Annotated in this window: 18 protein-coding genes; 5 read left to right on the forward strand and 13 right to left on the reverse strand. The window is 75.0% G+C overall.

Going from position 1 to position 16,024, the window contains the following annotated elements:
- Positions 1-173 precede the first annotated feature (173 nt).
- Together ACGFZL_RS30760 and ACGFZL_RS30765 are read right to left on the reverse strand one after the other, a co-directional pair.
- Positions 174-929, reverse strand: coding sequence for a dienelactone hydrolase family protein (locus tag ACGFZL_RS30760; RefSeq protein ID WP_355172057.1), 756 nt, complete (start codon positions 927-929; stop codon positions 174-176).
- Between the two features lie 100 nt (positions 930-1,029).
- Positions 1,030-1,650 carry an L-threonylcarbamoyladenylate synthase gene (locus tag ACGFZL_RS30765; protein WP_393696678.1) on the reverse strand — a complete coding sequence of 207 codons (621 nt, stop codon included), beginning with the start codon at positions 1,648-1,650 and terminating at the stop codon, positions 1,030-1,032.
- Positions 1,651-1,765: 115 nt separating this feature from the next.
- Here ACGFZL_RS30765 and ACGFZL_RS30770 point away from each other — a divergent pair, with 115 nt between their 5' ends.
- Entirely contained in the window at positions 1,766-3,292 is a 1,527-nt protein-coding gene (locus ACGFZL_RS30770; RefSeq protein ID WP_393696680.1) for a helix-turn-helix domain-containing protein, read from the forward strand.
- A 133-nt stretch (positions 3,293-3,425) separates the two neighbouring features.
- On the opposite strand, the gene ACGFZL_RS30775 is transcribed toward ACGFZL_RS30770, so the two are convergent.
- From ACGFZL_RS30775 to ACGFZL_RS30790, 4 genes are all read right to left on the reverse strand, one after another.
- A complete protein-coding gene (locus ACGFZL_RS30775; protein WP_393696682.1) occupies positions 3,426-4,463 on the reverse strand; it encodes an NAD(P)-dependent alcohol dehydrogenase in 1,038 nt (345 codons plus the stop codon).
- Positions 4,464-4,474: 11 nt separating this feature from the next.
- Positions 4,475-5,266: an SDR family NAD(P)-dependent oxidoreductase gene (locus ACGFZL_RS30780; protein WP_393696684.1), complete on the reverse strand. Its 792-nt coding sequence runs from the start codon at positions 5,264-5,266 to the stop codon at positions 4,475-4,477.
- A gap of 7 nt (positions 5,267-5,273) precedes the next feature.
- The gene (locus tag ACGFZL_RS30785; RefSeq protein WP_393696686.1) at positions 5,274-5,951 is read right to left on the reverse strand and encodes a TetR/AcrR family transcriptional regulator; all 678 of its coding nucleotides are present in this window, start codon (positions 5,949-5,951) and stop codon (positions 5,274-5,276) included.
- A 92-nt stretch (positions 5,952-6,043) separates the two neighbouring features.
- A complete protein-coding gene (locus ACGFZL_RS30790) occupies positions 6,044-6,925 on the reverse strand; it encodes a fructosamine kinase family protein (RefSeq protein ID WP_393696688.1) in 882 nt (293 codons plus the stop codon).
- Positions 6,926-7,027: 102 nt separating this feature from the next.
- On the opposite strand from ACGFZL_RS30790, the gene ACGFZL_RS30795 reads away from it, so the two are divergent.
- On the forward strand, positions 7,028-7,345 hold the full coding sequence (locus ACGFZL_RS30795; protein WP_393696690.1) for a hypothetical protein: 318 nt from the start codon (positions 7,028-7,030) through the stop codon (positions 7,343-7,345).
- Between the two features lie 38 nt (positions 7,346-7,383).
- On the opposite strand, the gene ACGFZL_RS30800 is transcribed toward ACGFZL_RS30795, so the two are convergent.
- Both ACGFZL_RS30800 and ACGFZL_RS30805 read right to left on the reverse strand, forming a co-directional pair.
- Positions 7,384-8,667, reverse strand: coding sequence for an MFS transporter (locus ACGFZL_RS30800; protein WP_393696692.1), 1,284 nt, complete (start codon positions 8,665-8,667; stop codon positions 7,384-7,386).
- Between the two features lie 323 nt (positions 8,668-8,990).
- Complete coding sequence (locus ACGFZL_RS30805; RefSeq protein ID WP_393696694.1) at positions 8,991-9,524, reverse strand: DoxX family protein; 534 nt, start codon at positions 9,522-9,524, stop codon at positions 8,991-8,993.
- A 143-nt stretch (positions 9,525-9,667) separates the two neighbouring features.
- Between ACGFZL_RS30805 and ACGFZL_RS30810 the strand changes: the two genes are divergently transcribed.
- On the forward strand, positions 9,668-10,345 hold the full coding sequence (locus ACGFZL_RS30810; protein ID WP_393696696.1) for a GNAT family N-acetyltransferase: 678 nt from the start codon (positions 9,668-9,670) through the stop codon (positions 10,343-10,345).
- On the opposite strand, the gene ACGFZL_RS30815 is transcribed toward ACGFZL_RS30810, so the two are convergent.
- Genes ACGFZL_RS30815 through ACGFZL_RS30825 form a run of 3 tightly spaced genes read right to left on the reverse strand, consistent with a single transcriptional unit; the run spans position 10,335 to position 12,030 of the window.
- Positions 10,335-11,060 (reverse strand): metallophosphoesterase, encoded by a 726-nt coding sequence (locus ACGFZL_RS30815; RefSeq protein WP_355172035.1) that lies wholly within the window; start codon positions 11,058-11,060, stop codon positions 10,335-10,337. The two genes, ACGFZL_RS30810 and ACGFZL_RS30815, sit on opposite strands and share 11 nt — an antisense overlap.
- The gene (locus tag ACGFZL_RS30820) at positions 11,060-11,314 is read right to left on the reverse strand and encodes a BON domain-containing protein (protein ID WP_393696698.1); all 255 of its coding nucleotides are present in this window, start codon (positions 11,312-11,314) and stop codon (positions 11,060-11,062) included. The genes ACGFZL_RS30815 and ACGFZL_RS30820 overlap by 1 nt, the downstream gene beginning before the upstream one ends.
- Entirely contained in the window at positions 11,311-12,030 is a 720-nt protein-coding gene (locus ACGFZL_RS30825) for a nucleotidyltransferase domain-containing protein (protein WP_393696700.1), read from the reverse strand. Before ACGFZL_RS30825 ends, ACGFZL_RS30820 begins: the two co-directional genes overlap by 4 nt.
- 182 nt (positions 12,031-12,212) lie before the next feature.
- On the opposite strand from ACGFZL_RS30825, the gene ACGFZL_RS30830 reads away from it, so the two are divergent.
- Positions 12,213-12,392 (forward strand): hypothetical protein, encoded by a 180-nt coding sequence (locus ACGFZL_RS30830; protein WP_393696702.1) that lies wholly within the window; start codon positions 12,213-12,215, stop codon positions 12,390-12,392.
- Between the two features lie 178 nt (positions 12,393-12,570).
- Here ACGFZL_RS30830 and ACGFZL_RS30835 read toward each other — a convergent pair whose 3' ends face one another.
- Entirely contained in the window at positions 12,571-13,782 is a 1,212-nt protein-coding gene (locus ACGFZL_RS30835) for a SpoIIE family protein phosphatase (RefSeq protein ID WP_355172027.1), read from the reverse strand.
- Between the two features lie 83 nt (positions 13,783-13,865).
- Entirely contained in the window at positions 13,866-15,581 is a 1,716-nt protein-coding gene (gene ctaD / locus ACGFZL_RS30840) for a cytochrome c oxidase subunit I (RefSeq protein WP_393696705.1), read from the reverse strand.
- A gap of 231 nt (positions 15,582-15,812) precedes the next feature.
- Between ctaD and ACGFZL_RS30845 the strand changes: the two genes are divergently transcribed.
- Positions 15,813-16,007 carry a hypothetical protein gene (locus tag ACGFZL_RS30845; protein WP_355172023.1) on the forward strand — a complete coding sequence of 65 codons (195 nt, stop codon included), beginning with the start codon at positions 15,813-15,815 and terminating at the stop codon, positions 16,005-16,007.
- Positions 16,008-16,024: the final 17 nt, after the last annotated feature.

Consider the following 16,024-nt stretch of genomic DNA (forward strand, 5'->3'; position numbering starts at 1 on the left):
ACCCCCGCCCCCCCCCCCCCCCCCCCCCCGCGGGGGGGGGGGGGGGGGCGGCCGGGGGGGGGGGGGGGGGGGGGGCCGCCCCCCCCCCCCCCCCCCCCCCCCCCCCCCCCCCCGGGGGGGGGGGCGGGGGGCCCCCCCCCCCCCCCCCCCCCCGCCACATCTGCCGCGTTGACTCAGAAGGTCCGCTTCAGCAGGTCGAGCAGCGCCGCCCAGTGCCGCTCGGCCGCCGCCTCGTCGTACGAGGACGTGTCCGCCTGCGTGTAGCCGTGCTCCGCGCCCGCGTACACCTCGCAGCGGTGGCGCACGCCCGCCTCGGTCAGCGCCGCCTCCAGGCGCTCCTGCTGCTCCGGCGGCATCGCCGCGTCCTGGTCGGCGTGACCGAAGTACAGCTCCGCGGTCACGTCCCCGGCCACCAGGTGCGGGCTGTCCGGGTCCTCGGTGGCCAGCCCTCCGCCGTGGAAGCCGGCCGCCGCGGCCACCCGGTCCGGGTAGGCGCCGGCGGTACGCAGCGCGAGCCCGGCGCCCAGGCAGTAGCCGGTGACCGCGGCCGGTCCGTCCGCGGCCGCCGGGCAGTCCGCCAGCCGGTCCAGGTAGACGCGGGCGTCCTGGACCACCTGGTCGGGCGTGAGGGACCGCATGATCGGGCCCAGGTCCTCGAAGATCTCCGGGCGCGACTCGTGGTCGATGAACGGCGGCAGCGGCACCACAGGGGCGCGGCCGTGCCGGTAGAGGACGTTCGGCACCAGGACGGTGTAGCCGGCGCCCGCCAGCCGGTCGGCCAGGTCCCGCAGCGCGGGCCGCAGCCCGAAGCCGTCCATGTAGAGCAGGACCCCGGGGTACGGTCCGCCCTCGGCGGGGTGCACGAGGTAGGAGTCGGCGATGCCGTCGTCGGTGTCGACGTCGACGGTGATGCCCTGTACGGCGGTCATGACGTGGTGCGCCTTCCAGTCGGGTCCGATCGGACGGGTCCACGGGGTGCGGCCGCGGATCGACGTCGGTCACCCCGCATCCTGCCCCGCCCCGGCCGGGTCACTCGAAGCGGGTGGGGTCGCCCGCCCCGTACCGCACGATCTCCGCCTCCCCGCCGGAGAAGTCCACCACCGTGGTCGGCTCGGTGCCGCACTCCCCGGAGTCGATCACCGCGTCCACCTGGTGCTCCAGGCGGTCCTTGATCTCCCAGCCCTGGGTCAGCGGCTCCTCCTCGCCCGGCAGCAGCAGCGTGCTGGACAGCAGCGGCTCGCCCAGCTCCGCGAGGAGCGCCTGGGTGACGACGTGGTCGGGGATGCGCACGCCGACGGTCTTCTTCTTCGGGTGCTGGAGCATGCGCGGCACCTCGCGCGTCGCGGGCAGGATGAAGGTGTAACTGCCGGGCGTGGACGCCTTGATCGCCCGGAACACGTCGTTGTCGATCTGCACGAACTGCCCGAGCTGCGCGAAGTCCTGGCAGACCAGTGTGAAGTGGTGCCGGGCGTCCAGGGCGCGGATCGACCGGATGCGGTCGACGCCGTCGCGGCTGCCGAGCTGGCAGCCGAGGGCGTAGCAGGAGTCCGTCGGGTAGGCGACCAGGGCGCCCGAGCGGATGCTCTCGGCGACCTGGGCGATGCTGCGGGGCTGCGGGTTGTCGGGGTGCACGTCGTAGTACTTCGCCATCCGTCGAGCTTATGCCGCCCGTGGCCGCACACCCGGCACCCCCGGCGGCCGGTGAGGTAACGTCGCAGGTCGGAGCCGGAACGGATGGGACGAGAGCAACGAGGAGATGGCCGAGATGGCCGGCGGAGCGGACGGGATGCGGCAGGGCGGCGAACCCGGCGGACACGCCGAGTGGGCCCGGGAACTCCTCGGCCACCTGCGGCCCTCCGGGCGGGACGCCGGCCGGGTGGTGAGCTGGCTCGCCGCCACCGTGCACGCGGCCGTCTCGCTGCGGGAGGTCGGCGGCCGGGTACTGGCCGGCTTCCGCACCCCGCTGGACGAGGGGCTCGTCGCGGACCTCGCCGCCGGGCGGGTCGCCTCCGCCGCCCGCGAGGACGACGGGCGCCACCTCTGCCTGGTGCGGGTGGACCGGCCGCACCCGGCACCGGCCGCCGTGCTCGCGGTGGTGCGCACCGCCCCGTTCGACCGCCGTGACTCCGACATCGTGGCGCACACCGCCCGGGTCCTCGAACTCCTGCTCGCCGGGCGGGAGTCGGCGGTCGCCGGGCACCGGCTGCGACGGGCCACCGCCGACCTGCGGCTGGCCATCCTGCAGCTGCTGATGGTCGAGGACATCGTCTCCGCCCGCCGGGTGGCCGCCGGACTCTGGCCGGGCCTGCTCGACACCGACACCGCCTGCGTCTACGTCGCCGAGTGCCGCCCCGCCGAACGCGATCACCTCGCCGAGGAGTGCCTCGCGGCCACTCGGGAGAGGGCGCTGGTCGTGCGCTGCCCGGCGATGGACGGGCACGTCATCGTCGTCACCCCCGGCGAGGGGGCCGAGGAGTCGCTGCGCTCCCTGGTCGGCCGCTTCCCCGGCGCCACGCTCGGCGGCAGCGCCCGGCAGAGCCTGGTGCGCACCGCCACCGCCTACGGCCAGGCGGTGAGCGCCCTGGCCGTCGCCCGGTTCCGCCCGGAGCGGGCCGCCGTGTACGCCGAACGGACCCGCCCCGAGCGGCTGATGGACCCGGCCGCCCTGCACGGCTGGACGGCGCGCGTGCTGCGCCCGCTGGACGCGCTGCCGCCGCACACCCGGGCCGAACTGCTCGCCACCACCCGCCTCGGTCTGGAGTTCACCGCCGTCAGCGCCGCCAAGGTGCTCGGCGTCAGCCGCAACACCGTCAGGGCCCGCATGGACCGGGTCGAGCAGCTGCTCGGCACCGACTTCACGCACCTGCCCGTCCGGGCCGCCGTGCACCTCGCCCTGAACGCGGAGGCCGCCTTCGCCGAGCGCCCCGGCCAGGCGCCGCCCGGGGTGCCCCGGGTCTGCCTGACCGACCTCCTGGACACGCCCGCCCTGCGCGGCTGGGGGGCCGACCTGCTGGGCCGCCTCGACCCGGACGCCCGGGACCTCAGGCGCACCCTGCGCACCTGGATCGCCGCCGGCGGCAACGCCGAGCGGGCCGCCGGAATCCTCGGCCTGCACGCGCAGACCGTCCGTGAGCACGTCCGCGGCGCGGAGCCCGTGCTGGCCCGCCAGCTCCTGGCCGGCGGCGGCGACCTGTACGAGGTGGTCCTCGCCCACCTGGCCGTCGGCGACCTCGGCCGGCCGGACCTGGAGGGGACGAAACCGGGCCATCCGGACGCACCTGTGCACGGGTGAGTCCGGACGGCCCGGCAACGGGCACGACCACGGTTCACAGGACGGCCGTGGCCCGCATAGGTTTCGACGCGCCGCGGGGGCACGACCGGAACGGGGGACCGGTCGCGTTCCCGCGGCCCGCGCCCGGGCGGGCTCAGCCCGGCACGATCACCGCCCGCCCGTTCACCTGGCCGGCGTGCAGCCGCTCGTAGGCGAGCGGGGCCTCGTCCAGGGAGTACGTCTCGGTGTGCACCGACACCGCTCCCGCGCGGGCCAGCTCCAGCACCTCGATCAGCTCGCTCCGGGTGCCCCAGTACGGCGCGTTGACCGACACCTCGTACGGCAGCAGGCCGAAGCCGACCGGGAGCCCCGCGCCGCCGATGCCGACGAGCGTGACGTCGGCCTCCACGGCGGCGACGGCGCCCGCCGTCCGCACGGTGGGCGCCGCGCCGACGAAGTCGAACACGGCCTCGGCGCCACGACCGCCGGTCAGCTCCCGCACCGCCTCCGCGGCCTTCGCGTCCGAGACCACGGCCTCGTGCGCGCCCACCGCCCGGGCCAGGCGCAGCTTCTCCGCGCTCACGTCCAGGGCGACCACCCGCGCCGGGGTCAGGGCGCGCAGCAGCTGGATCGCGACGTGCCCGAGGCCGCCCGCGCCGATGACCACCGCCGTGGACCCCGGCACCAGCTTGGGCAGCGACCGCTTCACCGCGTGGTACGGCGTCAGCCCGGCGTCCGTCAGCGGCACCGCCGCGACCGGGTCGAGCCCGTCCAGCGGCACCAGGTGCCGCGGGTCGTCGACGAGCAGGTACTCCGCCATCGCCCCGGGCCGGCCGAGGCCGGGCGGGAAGATGCCCAGCTCGGCGGCGCGCAGGCAGTAGTTCTCCTTGCCCTCGGCGCACTTGGGGCAGGTGCCGCAGCCCCAGGGCCCGTACACCGCCACCTGGTCGCCCTCCGCGACCCCGCGCACCCCGGCGCCGAGCGCGGCCACCGTGCCGACGCCCTCGTGGCCGAGGGTGAGCGGCAGCGGGAACGGGAAGTCCTCGGCGGGGCGGCTCATCACCCCGATGTCGGAGTGGCACACGCCGGCGGCGGTGACCTTCAGGAGCACCTGCCCGGGACCCGGCTCCGGATCGGGGACGGTGACCACCTCGGGCGGGGCGCCGACGGTGCGGTACTGCAATGCCTTCATGGTCGTACTCCTTAGACGGCCGTGTAGGCGCCGTCGACGAGGTGGTAGCTGCCGGTGACGAAGGACGCGCGGTCCGACAGCAGGAAGGCGATCAGCTCGGCGACCTCCTCGGCGCGGCCGAGCCGCCCGGCCGGGTGCAGCGCGACCAGGCCGTCGTAGGCGGCGCGGTCCATGTCCTTCAGCAGCGGGGTGTCGATGAAGCCCGGGCCCACCGCGTTGACGCGGATGCCGCGGGCGGCGTACTCGGCGCCGGCCGACTTGGTCAGCCCCACCACGCCGTGCTTGGCCGCCACGTAGGCGGGCGAGCCGGCGAGGCCGACCGAGCCGAGGATCGAGGCCACGTTGACGACGGCGCCGCCCCGGCCGCCGGCCAGCATGGCGGGCAGTTCGTGGCGCAGCGAGTAGAAGACGCCGTCCAGGTTGGTGCGGACCACGCGGTGGTAGCCCTCCAGGTCGTACTCGCCGGTCGGCGCGCTCGGGCCGCCGACGCCGGCGTTGTTCACGGCGAGGTCCAGGCCGCCGAAGGTGTCGACGGCGACGCGTACGGCTTCCGCGACGGACTCCGGCAGGGTGACGTCGACCTCGACGGCCACGGCCCGCGCGCCGGCCTCCCGCAGCTCCGCGGCGGCCCGCTCGGCGCGCTCGGTGTCGAAGTCGGCGACGGCGACCTGCGCGCCGCCCGCGGCGAGGCGGCGGGCGGTGGCCAGGCCGATGCCGGAGGCGGCGCCGGTGACCAGCGCGGTGCGGCCGGCGAACTCGGCGGCCGGGTCGGGAAGGACGGGCAGGGCAGGGGTGGTGCTCATGGTGCTCTCACTCTTCGGTGGTGCTCTCGGGGGCCGCGGCTGCGACCTCCGTGGTCAGGGCGTCGTAGGCCCGCTCCACGAGGGCGGCGAGGTCTGCGGCTCCCGCGTCCCGCTCGCCGCCGCGCGCCCACAGGCGCAGGGCGGCGAGCAGGACACCGGCGGCGGCGTCGACGACGGCGGCCGGGCGCACGTCCCGGACACCGTCGGCGCCGAGCCGGGCGGCGACGATGCGGATCGACTCCTCCTGGGCGTCGACCCGGATGCGCTGGTAGGCGGCGAACAGGGCCGGCTCGCTGTCGGCCAGGGCCAGCAGCCGGCGCATCCGGGGACGCGCGTGCCAGGCCGGGTCGACGGGGTCGACCAGCCAGGCGCGCACGGCCCTGCGGTAGGCGAGCAGCGGCGGCTCGCCGGCGGGGCGGGCCCGCAGCAGGGCGTTGATGCGGTCGGCGTCGCGCCGGACGAAGTCGAGTGCTGCCTCCTCCTTGCCGGTGAAGTGCCGGCTGAAGGTGCGGCGGGTGACGTCCGCGCGCTCGGCGATGGCCTCCACGGTGGTCGCCGCGATCCCGCGCTCCAGGAGCAGGTCGCAGGCGGCCTCGGCGAGCGCGTCACGTGTCCGCCGCGCCTGCCGCCGGCGCCGGTCCTCGGGGGCCGGGGAGGGAGCCGGGGAGGGGTTCGCTGCCGTCATGCCTCCGAGAGTACACCTGTAATGTCCCATGGGGACATGTGACCCGGCGAGACATGTGACTCAGTGGGACGCGACGCTCGGCGGGGTGGAACTCAGTCCTGTCGCAGGGCCGCCCGGGCCGCCGCGACGGCCTGCTCCGCGTAGCCACGCCCGAAGAGCACGGCGTGCACCAGCAGCGGGAAGAGCTGGTGCACGCCGACGCGCGCCTCCCAGCCGGGCGCGAGCGGCGCGGCCCGTTCGTACGCGTCCAGGACGTCCTCCAGGTGCGGGCAGCCGAAGAGGCGCAGCATGGCCAGGTCGGTCTCCCGGTGCCCGCCGTGCGCGGCCGGGTCGATCAGGTGGACGCGGCCGTCGGCGCCCCACAGGACGTTGCCGTTCCACAGGTCGCCGTGCAGCCGCGCCGGGGGCTCGGCGGGGCCGGCCAGCTCGGGGAGCCGGTCGCAGACCCCCTCCACGTCGGCGGCCTCCGCCGCCCGCACGGTGCCGTCGTCCACCGCGCGGCGCAGGTACGGCAGCACCCGGTGCTCGGCGTACCAGCTCGGCCAGCCGCCGCCGGTGGCGTTGCGCATCGGGGCCAGGCCGATGAACGCCTCCTCGGGTCCGCCGGGCGGCGGGGCGCCGAACGCGGGCGCCCCGGCGGCGTGCAGCGCGGCCAGCTCCCGCCCGAACCGGGCCGCCGCGCCCCGCTCCGGGGGCCCCTCCGGCACCCGGTCGGTGACCAGCCAGTGCGCGTCGTGGCCGAGCACCGCCGGGATTCGCACCGCCCCGGCGGCGGCCAGCCAGCGCAGTCCCGCCGCCTCCGCCGGGGTGGCGCCGTCGCCCTCCGCGCGCTTGGCCATCACCGTCCGGCCGTCGTCCAGCGTGACCTCCGCGAGGGAGCCGGACAGCCGGCGCTCACCGGCCACCGCCCGTCCGCTGAACCGGGCCGCGGCCGAGGCGGCGGGGGAGACGGCGGGGAGGGGGCCGCGGCTCATGGCGGCAGCCTAGGGCGTGCGATCGCCCCGCGCGCCGCCGACCCGGTGAAATCCGCCCCCGGCGCCGAGGGAAGACCCGGCGGACGGGGGAGCAGTGGGACTATGACCAGTTCAGCCTTCCATCGCACGATCATGCTGCCCGCCGCCGTGTGCGAGCAGGCCGCACACCATCTGGAGCAGGCAGTCCAGAAGGCCATCGACGGAGCCGCGGCCCCCTGGCAGGCATTCCGCCGGGCGGACGACGATCACGCGTTCCCGGTGTCGGTGGTCGAGCAGGCCGCCGGATGCCTGCTCGTCCTGGCCGCCGAGAGCGCCCAGAGCCTGCGCCCCTCGGCCCTGCGCGCCCTGATCACCGTCGCCCTGCACCTCAGAGACGCCGCCGAAGCCGTCCGCCGCCCGGTGCTCAGCACGGCCTGGTAGCGCCGTTGCGCGGCCCGCCGCCGCGCCGCCCGCCCCGCTCACGCGGCCGTCTGCAGCGCCGCGCGGCTCAGCGCGGGGGCGGCGCGGCGGCGGGTGTGCAGCAGGTGGCCGGCGGTGATCGAGGCGGCTATCAGGAGGCCGCCGACGATCAGGGCGCCGCGGGTGCCGGCCAGTTCCATCAGGAGGCCGAGCGCGGGCGGGCCACCCAGGCTCCACACCGTGCCCACGCTGCCCCACACGCCGAGGACCCGGCCCCGCAGATGGGTGGGCGGGTCGGTCTGGAGCACCGCTGTGCCCGCCGTGTCGGAGACCGACTCCACCACGGCCATCGGCAGCACCATCACCAGCAGGACGCCAAGGGAGGGCGACAGCCCCGCCACCGCCTGGAGCAGCCCGCCGGCCGCCGCCAGCACGCCCACCATCCGCACCGACGGCCGGCGCAGCCGCGCCCCGAGGACCGCCCCGAGGATGCCGCCGGCCGCCAGCACCGTGGAGACCGTGCCGAACGAACCGGCCCCGCCCGCCAGCGGCCCGGTGACCAGCACGGCCAGGGTCAGCTGGTAGTTGCGCCCGAAGACGGCGCTGATCCCGTTGACACCGGCCAGCGCGAGCAGCCGGGGGCGGCGGACGAAGAAGGCCAGCCCCTCCCGGACGGTCATGCCGTCCTCCGCGTCCCGGCGCCGGGACACGCCCCGCACCGCCGGCCCGGCCGCGCGGACCGCGTCCCGCGCCGGGCGCAGGAAGGGGATCACCGAGGCCACGAAGAGGAACGACAGCCCGTTGGCGGCGTACGCCGCGGCCGTGCCGAGGAAGCCCACCGTCACCCCCGCGAGCGCGGCGCCCGTGAGCCGGCCCGCCTGGTGCACCAGCGCGCCCACCCCGATGGCGGAGGGCACGTCCTCCGGCGGGACCAGGTCGTTGCCCAGCAGAGCACAGGCCGGGCCGTCCACCGTGGCGATCACACCGGTCACGGCCGCGAGCGCCATGAGCGTCGGCACGTCCAGCCGCCCGAGTGCCACCAGGACGGCCGTCGTGAAGGCGACCGCGCCGAGCAGCGCCTGGCTGACCGAGGCCGTCAGCCTGCGCGGCCAGTGGTCGACGGCCGCCCCGCCGAACACGCTGATCAGCAGCGCCGGCGCGGCCTGCACGGACATCGACAGGCCGGTCGTGGCGGCGGACCCGGTGAGCTGGAGCACCAGCAGGTTCTGCACCGTGAGCTGCATCCACGTACCGGCGTTCGACACGAAGTTCGCCACCGACCACCACCGCATGCCGCGGTGGCGCAGGGACCGCCACGGGGCGGCGGGGGAGGGAGAAGACATGGTGCGCCACTCGAACGCGGGTCGCGGGGACCCGGGGGGTACGGGGAACGGGGGCGAGAGGCCGGCAGCGCTGCGCGACCGCCCCGGGGGCCGGGGTTGCGGCGGCGACCATCGTGGCAGAGCGGCCCCGCCGGTCCGTAGTGGCACATCCCGCCGAGGGACCTGCGAGCAGGGCAAGTTCCCGTACGTGCAAGCTGGTTGGGCCTGCGAGTGGGGTTGATCACAAGAACCCCGTAAAGGACTTACGAGGGTGAATCAGACATGACCGGCCCGCCCCGGTGCCGACGGCACCGGGGCGGGCCTGGGTCCGAGTCCCGCGGGCGTCACCGGCCGAGCTTGGCCCGCACGCCCCCCGCCGTCGCCGCCGGGCGGGCCGTCGCGCGCACCGAGCGGCGCACCAGACGCGCGTCGTGCCGCACGCCCCGCGCCGCGTGCCGGCTCCGCCACAGCAGCGAGGGGGCGCTGCCCGTGTCGTCGGCGGCGATCAGCAGGCCGCCCAGCATGGAGAGGTTCTTCAGGAAGTGGATGCGCTGCTGGGCCCGCTCGGCCGGGTCCTCGGCCTCCCAGAAGCGGTGCCCGGCCAGCGTGGTCGGCACCAGCGTCGTGGCGACGGCCAGCGCGGCCAGCCGCGGGAAGCGCCCGAGGCCGAGCAGCACGCCGCCCGCCACCTGCACGGCGCCGTTGAGCCGGACGAGTTGCTCGGTGCCGTCCGGCAGCGCCGTCACGCGCTCGGTCACGGGCCGCACGATGGGCTCCGCCGCGGGGGCCACGTCCCCGGGCCGGCGCAGGGAGTGCAGGCCGCCGGCGATGAACATCGAGGCGAGCATGGGGCGGCCGACGGTACGCAGAAGACTCATGGCGCTCTCTCTCCACGGGTGCCAGGGGGTGCCAGGGTGTGGTGCCTACTGGGATCATCAGGTGCCCCGCACGGTCGCCGCCATTCGGTGCGGACGTCACGGACCTCTTGTGAGAGCGCTCCCCGGGGCGGCAGGATGCTCCGGTGACCGAGACCGCCAAGACCGCCCGCACGGCCCCGGCCGCGGCAGCCGTACGCCCGTACCGCCCCGCCGACGCCGCCGACCTCGACGACATCTGCGTCCGCACCGGCCACAACGGCGGGGACAGCCGGCCCGTGTACGCCGACCCGGCCGTGCTGCCCGCGATCTTCGCCGCGCCCTACGTCCACCTGGACCCGGAGCTGGCCTTCGTGCTGGACGACGGCGCGGGCCGGGCGGTCGGCTACGTCCTGGGCACCGCGGACACCGCGCGCTTCGCCGCCGACTTCCGCACCCGCTGGCTGCCCCGGGTCGCCGACCGGTACCCGGCGCCGTCCGACGGCGCGCCCGCCACGCCGGACGCCCACATGGCCCGGCTGCTGCACGACCCGGAACGCATGATCGTCCCGCGGCTCGCCGCCTACCCCGCCCACCTGCACATCGACCTGTTGCCCGAGTGGCAGGGCCGGGGGCACGGACGGGAGCTGATGCGGACGTTCCTGGACGCCCTGCACGCGCGGGGGGTGCCGGCCGTGCACCTGGTCATGGCGACGGCCAACACCCCGGCGCGGGCCTTCTACGACCGGATGGGCTTCCACGAGATCGAGGTGCCGGGGTTCACGGACTCCACTTGCCTCGGCCGCGGCACGGCACCGGACACGGACACCGTCGTCACTCCGTAGTGAGCTGGTAGACGTTGAACGCCCGGCGGATCACCGGCTGGGCCACGTTGCGCACCCGTACCCCGCCCGCCGTCATGCCGTGCTCCGAGCCCAGGTGGGCGTGGCCGTGGACGGCGAGGTCGGCGCCGGCCGTGTCGATCGCCTCGGCCAGCAGGTAGCTGCCGAGGAAGGGGTGGATCTCCGGCGGCTCGCCGGCCAGGGTGTCGGCCACCGGCGAGAAGTGGGTCAGCGCGACCCGCGCTGCGCAGTCCCGGCCGGCCAGCTCCTCCAGGGCGGCCCGCAGACTGTCCGCCGAGCGCCGGGTGGTGCGGACGAACTCCTTCATCACCGGCTCGCCGAACTCCCCGGCGCTGCGGCCGACGAACCCGCCGCCGAAGCCCTTGGCGCCGGCGATGCCGACCCGGGTGCCGGCGCACTCCACGACGGTGCACTCGCCCTCCAGGACCGTCACGTCGGCGTCCTGGAGGATCGCGGTGACCTTCTCGGGCTGCTCGTCGTGGTGGTCGTGGTTGCCGAGCACGGCGACCACCGGCACCGGCAGGTCGCGCACCTCCTGGGCGACCACCCGGGCCTCCTCGGGCGTGCCGTGCCGGGTCAGGTCACCGGCGAGCAGCAGCAGGTCGGCGCAGTCCGGCAGGGTCTCGAAGGCGGGCCGCAGCAGCCCCTGGCTGTCGAGGCCCATGTGGATGTCCCCGACGGCGGCGACGCGGATCATCACAGCTCCTCGGCGTGGTCGGGACGGGTGGTCTCCGCCACCACGAGGTCGCTGTGCACGGTGAGTCCGGACAGCTCCTCGCGGGCGACGCGCAGCACGCTCTCGCGGCAATGCGCGGAGGGCACGGTGCCGCTCAGCACGATCGCACCGGCCCGGATCTCGGCCCGTACGCCCAGTTCGCCCAGCTCCTCCGCGGCGAACCGGTCGTGCAGATGGGCCACGCGGTACTCGACGTTCTCGGCGGCCTCGCTCATCGGGACTCCTCCTTCACGGACGCGGCGGACGGGGCAGACGCGGCGGCCGGGGGGACGATCTCCAGGCGTTCGAGCACGAAGAAGAACGCGGCCGGCAGCGGCGCCTCGCCGAGGTCCCGGCGCAGCTCGTCCCAGTCGATCTTCTCCCGCAGGATGCGCGCGATGGGCAGCACCGCCCCGAAGTCGCAGTGGTGCTCGGAGAAGGCGGCCAGCCGGCCGCGCAGCAGGTCGGTCGGCGAGAGCACCGGCATCAGCACCGAGTCGACGGACAGCCGCTGCGCCCGCTCCAGGAGCGCGGTGCTCACCGGCCGGTGCGCGAGCTCGAAGATGAGGTCGACCTGCTGCCCCAGGCAGGTGGCCTTCAACAGCCAGTCCTCGGGCGGCGTGTAGACCGCGAGGCCCGACTCCCGCAGCGTCCCTGCGACGGCGTCCGCGTCCTCGGGCCGGATGCAGAAGTCGACGTCGTGCTGGAGGTTCTGGGTGCCCCCCTGCGCGTACACGGCGACGCTGCCGGCCAGCGCGAAGGGATGCTCCGCGCGCTTGAGGATCGCGCCCACCTGCTTGGCGGCCTCCAGGATCGCCTGGTTGCGGTCGAGCGGCAGGTCGTCGCGGAGTATCTCGTTCTGGGGGACCAGCGAAGGATCCCCCGCCGCCAGACGAAGCTCGGACACCCCGGCACCCTGGTCGAGCGTGCGGTCGTCGGCGGGCTCGGTCATCACTGTCCCCTTCTCACGGGCTGATCCCCTGCAGCGGCCGGGCCGCGATCCGCGCCGGCCGTCCCCGCGTCCGGGTACCCGGAGTACCCGCGCCGACACAGCCGCCCACCGCGCGCGACGGTCGGGGGAGCGCCGGGACGGGACATGCGGATCGCAGCCGTCCGGTTGGGCACCCGGGCGGCATGAACCACCACCAGCGGCATCAGCACAGCGAGTCCGAGGACCGCCGGACCGTGGAACGGCTCGTGGCGGCGTGGCTGGCGGAGACCGAACGCCACGACGCCGGAGCCGCCCGCGAGGCCCGCGCGGGCTGGGAGCGCGGCGCCCTGTCCGAGCGGGCCGCCCAGGATCTGGCCACCTGAACCACGGCCCGGATCACCGACACCGCCTTCACCGAGGACGAGGGCCCCTACACCGAGGCCCCGGTGCGGATCACCCCGGCGGACAAGGAGACCGTCCACCACTGGCTGCGCGACCGGGGCCACGCCGTCTGAGGGCCGTCCGAGGGTCTTCCGAGGTCTTCGGGGGCCTGGCCCGGCCCTAACCGGGCCGTCCGCTGGACACCGGCGGCGGCTGGGTCGGGGGCCGCCACTCGAACATCAGGATCGTCACGTCGTCCCGGAGCCGGCCGGCCTGGCCGTCCAGGATCGAGTGGATGAGGCGCCGCAGCGTCTCCGGGGCCAGCTCCCCGCCGGCCGTGGCCCGGATGACGTAGTCCGCGAAGCGCTCCAGCCCGAACAGCTTCTCCTCCTGGGTGCGCGCCTCGGTGACCCCGTCGGTGTACATCAGCACCCGGTCACCGTGCTCCAGGTTCGTCTCGTGGATCTGCCGCGGCTGGCCGGCCAGCCGGCCCGGCACCCCGAGCGGCGGATCGGACTCCCGCTCCAGGGCGTCCATCAGCACCTGCTCGCGCCGGATCAGCAGCGGCGCGGGATGGCCGCAGTTGCTCCAGCGCAGCCGGCCGGACTCGAAGTCGAGCTGGGCGAAGACCGCGGTGCAGTACTGGTCGGGCAGCCAGCGCGCCAGCGCGTCGTCCACGCACTCCACCAGGGAGGGCAGGTCCGCCCCGTTGCGCCGGGCGTTGCGGCAGGCCGCCAGCGCCACCGCGCTGGTCAGCCCCGAGGCGAGGTCGTGCCCCATGGAGTCGATCACGGCGACGTGCAGCGTGCTCGGGGTGAGCGAGTGGTCGAAGGCGTCGCCGCCGATCTCGTAGGCCGGTTCCAGGACCGCCGTGGAGACGACCGCGGCGTTGCCGATGGTGCGCGGCGGCAGGAAGGCCCGGAGCATCTCCGAGGGCAGGTGCATCGGCTCGGTGCGGGTGTGCCGGACGAAGGAGTCCTCGAAGGCCCGCTTGGAGGTGATCATCATGGCGAGCAGCGAGGCCAGGGCCCGGCTGCGGGCCAGCGTGGCGGCCGTGAGCGTCCCGGTGTGCACCGCGAGCACGCCGAGCCGCTCGGCGCCGTCCAGCAGCGGCAGCCACGCGGTGACCCCGCCGGTGTCCGACTCCTCCACCCGCAGCGACTGCGTGCGGTACGCCCACCCCGCCAGCGAGTCGTCCACCGGGATGACCGAGGCCACGTCGGTCTGCGGGACCAGGCTGCGCTGCTGGATGTCGACCAGGTAGACCACGGCGTGCCGCAGCTCCAGCGCCTTGGCGCAGCGGGAGACGGCGGTGCCGAGGTCCAGCGTCAGATGGGCGGGATCGGCCAGGAAGTCCTGCAGCAGTGAATCGGACGCCTCCGACGTCGACACCCTCACTCCCTCCTGTGGCCGCGCCCGTCCCCACCGGACGCCTCGGTCAGCAGTCTGGCACCGCCACCGGCACCCCGCATGCCCTACGGAGCGCGTTCGCCCTTGTGGCCGCCGGACGGCTCCAGGGCGTCGCGCTGCCCGGACGACTCCGCCTGGTCGAGCTGGACCAGCTGCGGATGGTGCAGGTCGAAGGCCGGGGACTCCGAGCGCACCCGGGGCAGCGCGTGGAAGTTGTGGCGGGGCGGGGGACAGGAGGTGGCCCACTCCAGGGAGCGGCCGTACCCCCAGGGGTCGTCCTCCTCGACGGGGCGCCCGTGGCGGGCGGTCTTCCAGACGTTGTACAGGAACGGCAGCGTGGACAGGCCGAGCAGGAAGGCCCCGATGGACGACACCGTGTTCAGGGCCGTGAAGCCGTCGGCGGCCAGGTAGTCGGCGTACCGGCGCGGCATGCCCTCCGCGCCGAGCCAGTGCTGCACCAGGAACGTGGTGTGGAAGCCGACGAACAGCGTCCAGAAGTGCACCTTCTCCAACCGGTGGTCGAGCATCCGGCCCGTCATCTTCGGCCACCAGAAGCTGAACCCGCCGAACATCGCGAAGACGATGGTGCCGAACAGCACGTAGTGGAAGTGCGCGACGACGAAGTACGAGTCCGTCACATGCCAGTCCAGCGGCGGCGAGCCGAGGACCACCCCGGTCAGACCGCCGAAGAGGAACGTGACCAGGAAGCCCGCCGCCCACAGCATCGGCGGCTCGAAGGAGAGCGAGCCCTTCCACAGCGTGCCGATCCAGTTGAAGAACTTCACCCCGGTGGGCACCGCGATGAGGTAGGTCAGGAAGGAGAAGAAGGGCAGCAGCACCGCCCCGGTGGCGAACATGTGGTGCGCCCACACCACCGCCGACAGACCGGTGATGGCGATGGTCGCGCCCACCAGGCCGATGTACCCGAAGACCGGCTTGCGGGCGAAGACCGGGATGATCTCGGTGATCACCCCGAAGAACGGCAGCGCCAGGATGTACACCTCGGGGTGGCCGAAGAACCAGAACAGGTGCTGCCACAGCAGCGCCCCGCCGTTCTGCGGCTCGAACACGTGCGAGCCGAACCGCCGGTCGGCCTCCAGGACCAGCAGCGAGGCGGCGAGGACCGGAAAGGCGAGCAGCACGAGCACCGAGGTCAGCAGCACGTTCCACACGAAGATCGGCATCCGGAAGATGGTCATGCCGGGGGCGCGCATGCCGATGATGGTGGTGATGAAGTTGACCGCCCCGAGGATGGTGCCGAACCCGGACAGCGCGAGACCCATGATCCACAGGTCGCCGCCGAGACCGGGCGAGCGGACCGGGCCGCTCAGCGGGGTGTACGCGGTCCAGCCGAAGTCGGCCGCCCCGTCCGGGGTGAGGAAGCTGCCGAGCACGATCAGGCCGCCGAACAGGAAGAGCCAGTACGCCAGCATGTTCAGCCGCGGGAACGCCACGTCGGGCGCCCCGATCTGGAGCGGCATGATCGCGTTGGCGAAGCCCGCGAAGGTGGGTGTGGCGAAGAGCAGCAGCATGATCGTGCCGTGCATGGTGAACGCCTGGTTGTACTGCTCGTGCGAGAGGACCTGCAGACCCGGCCGGGCCAGCTCCGCCCGGATCAGCATCGCCAGCGCCCCGGCGACCAGGAAGAAGCCGAACGACGTGACGAGGTAGAGGCGGCCGATCTGCTTGTGGTCGGTCGTGGTCAGCCAGGAGACGACCACCCGCCCGCCGCGGGCGGTGCGCGCCGGGACCGGGGTGGCCGGTTCGGTCTGAGTCACCATCGGGCCAGAGCATACGAAAGCCGTCCCGGGGTGGCGATGCCACGTCAGGCACCCGGTCAGGTGCGGCCGGTTGGCTGAGCGATACCAGTCGTCCGGGTGCCGCGCCCCCGCCACGGGCGCCCGCCGCCGCCCTCGCCGCCGTCACCCGAATGGCCCCCGCGCGGTAGGGGGTGACACCCGATCCGGTGTCTCCTGGAGGGTGTCAGCGGCGTCCAGGCTGGGAGGCCGATCATGTACGAGATGTGCGTGGGACCGGAGAAGACGGGTGAGGCGTTGGTGTGGCACGTGATGGCCAAGCGGGCCGAGGCCACCCTGTGCGGACAGGCCCTGCGGCAGCGCCGCGCGGCGGCCGACGGAGAACGGGCGCGGCACTGCCCGGACTGCATGGCGTCGTTCGAGCGGCTGATGGAGACCACACCGTGCTGACGCCCCGTCCGCGCCGC

Origin of the sequence: Streptomyces sp. NPDC048182, from assembly GCF_043202555.1 — a bacterium.
Taxonomy (GTDB): domain Bacteria; phylum Actinomycetota; class Actinomycetes; order Streptomycetales; family Streptomycetaceae; genus Streptomyces.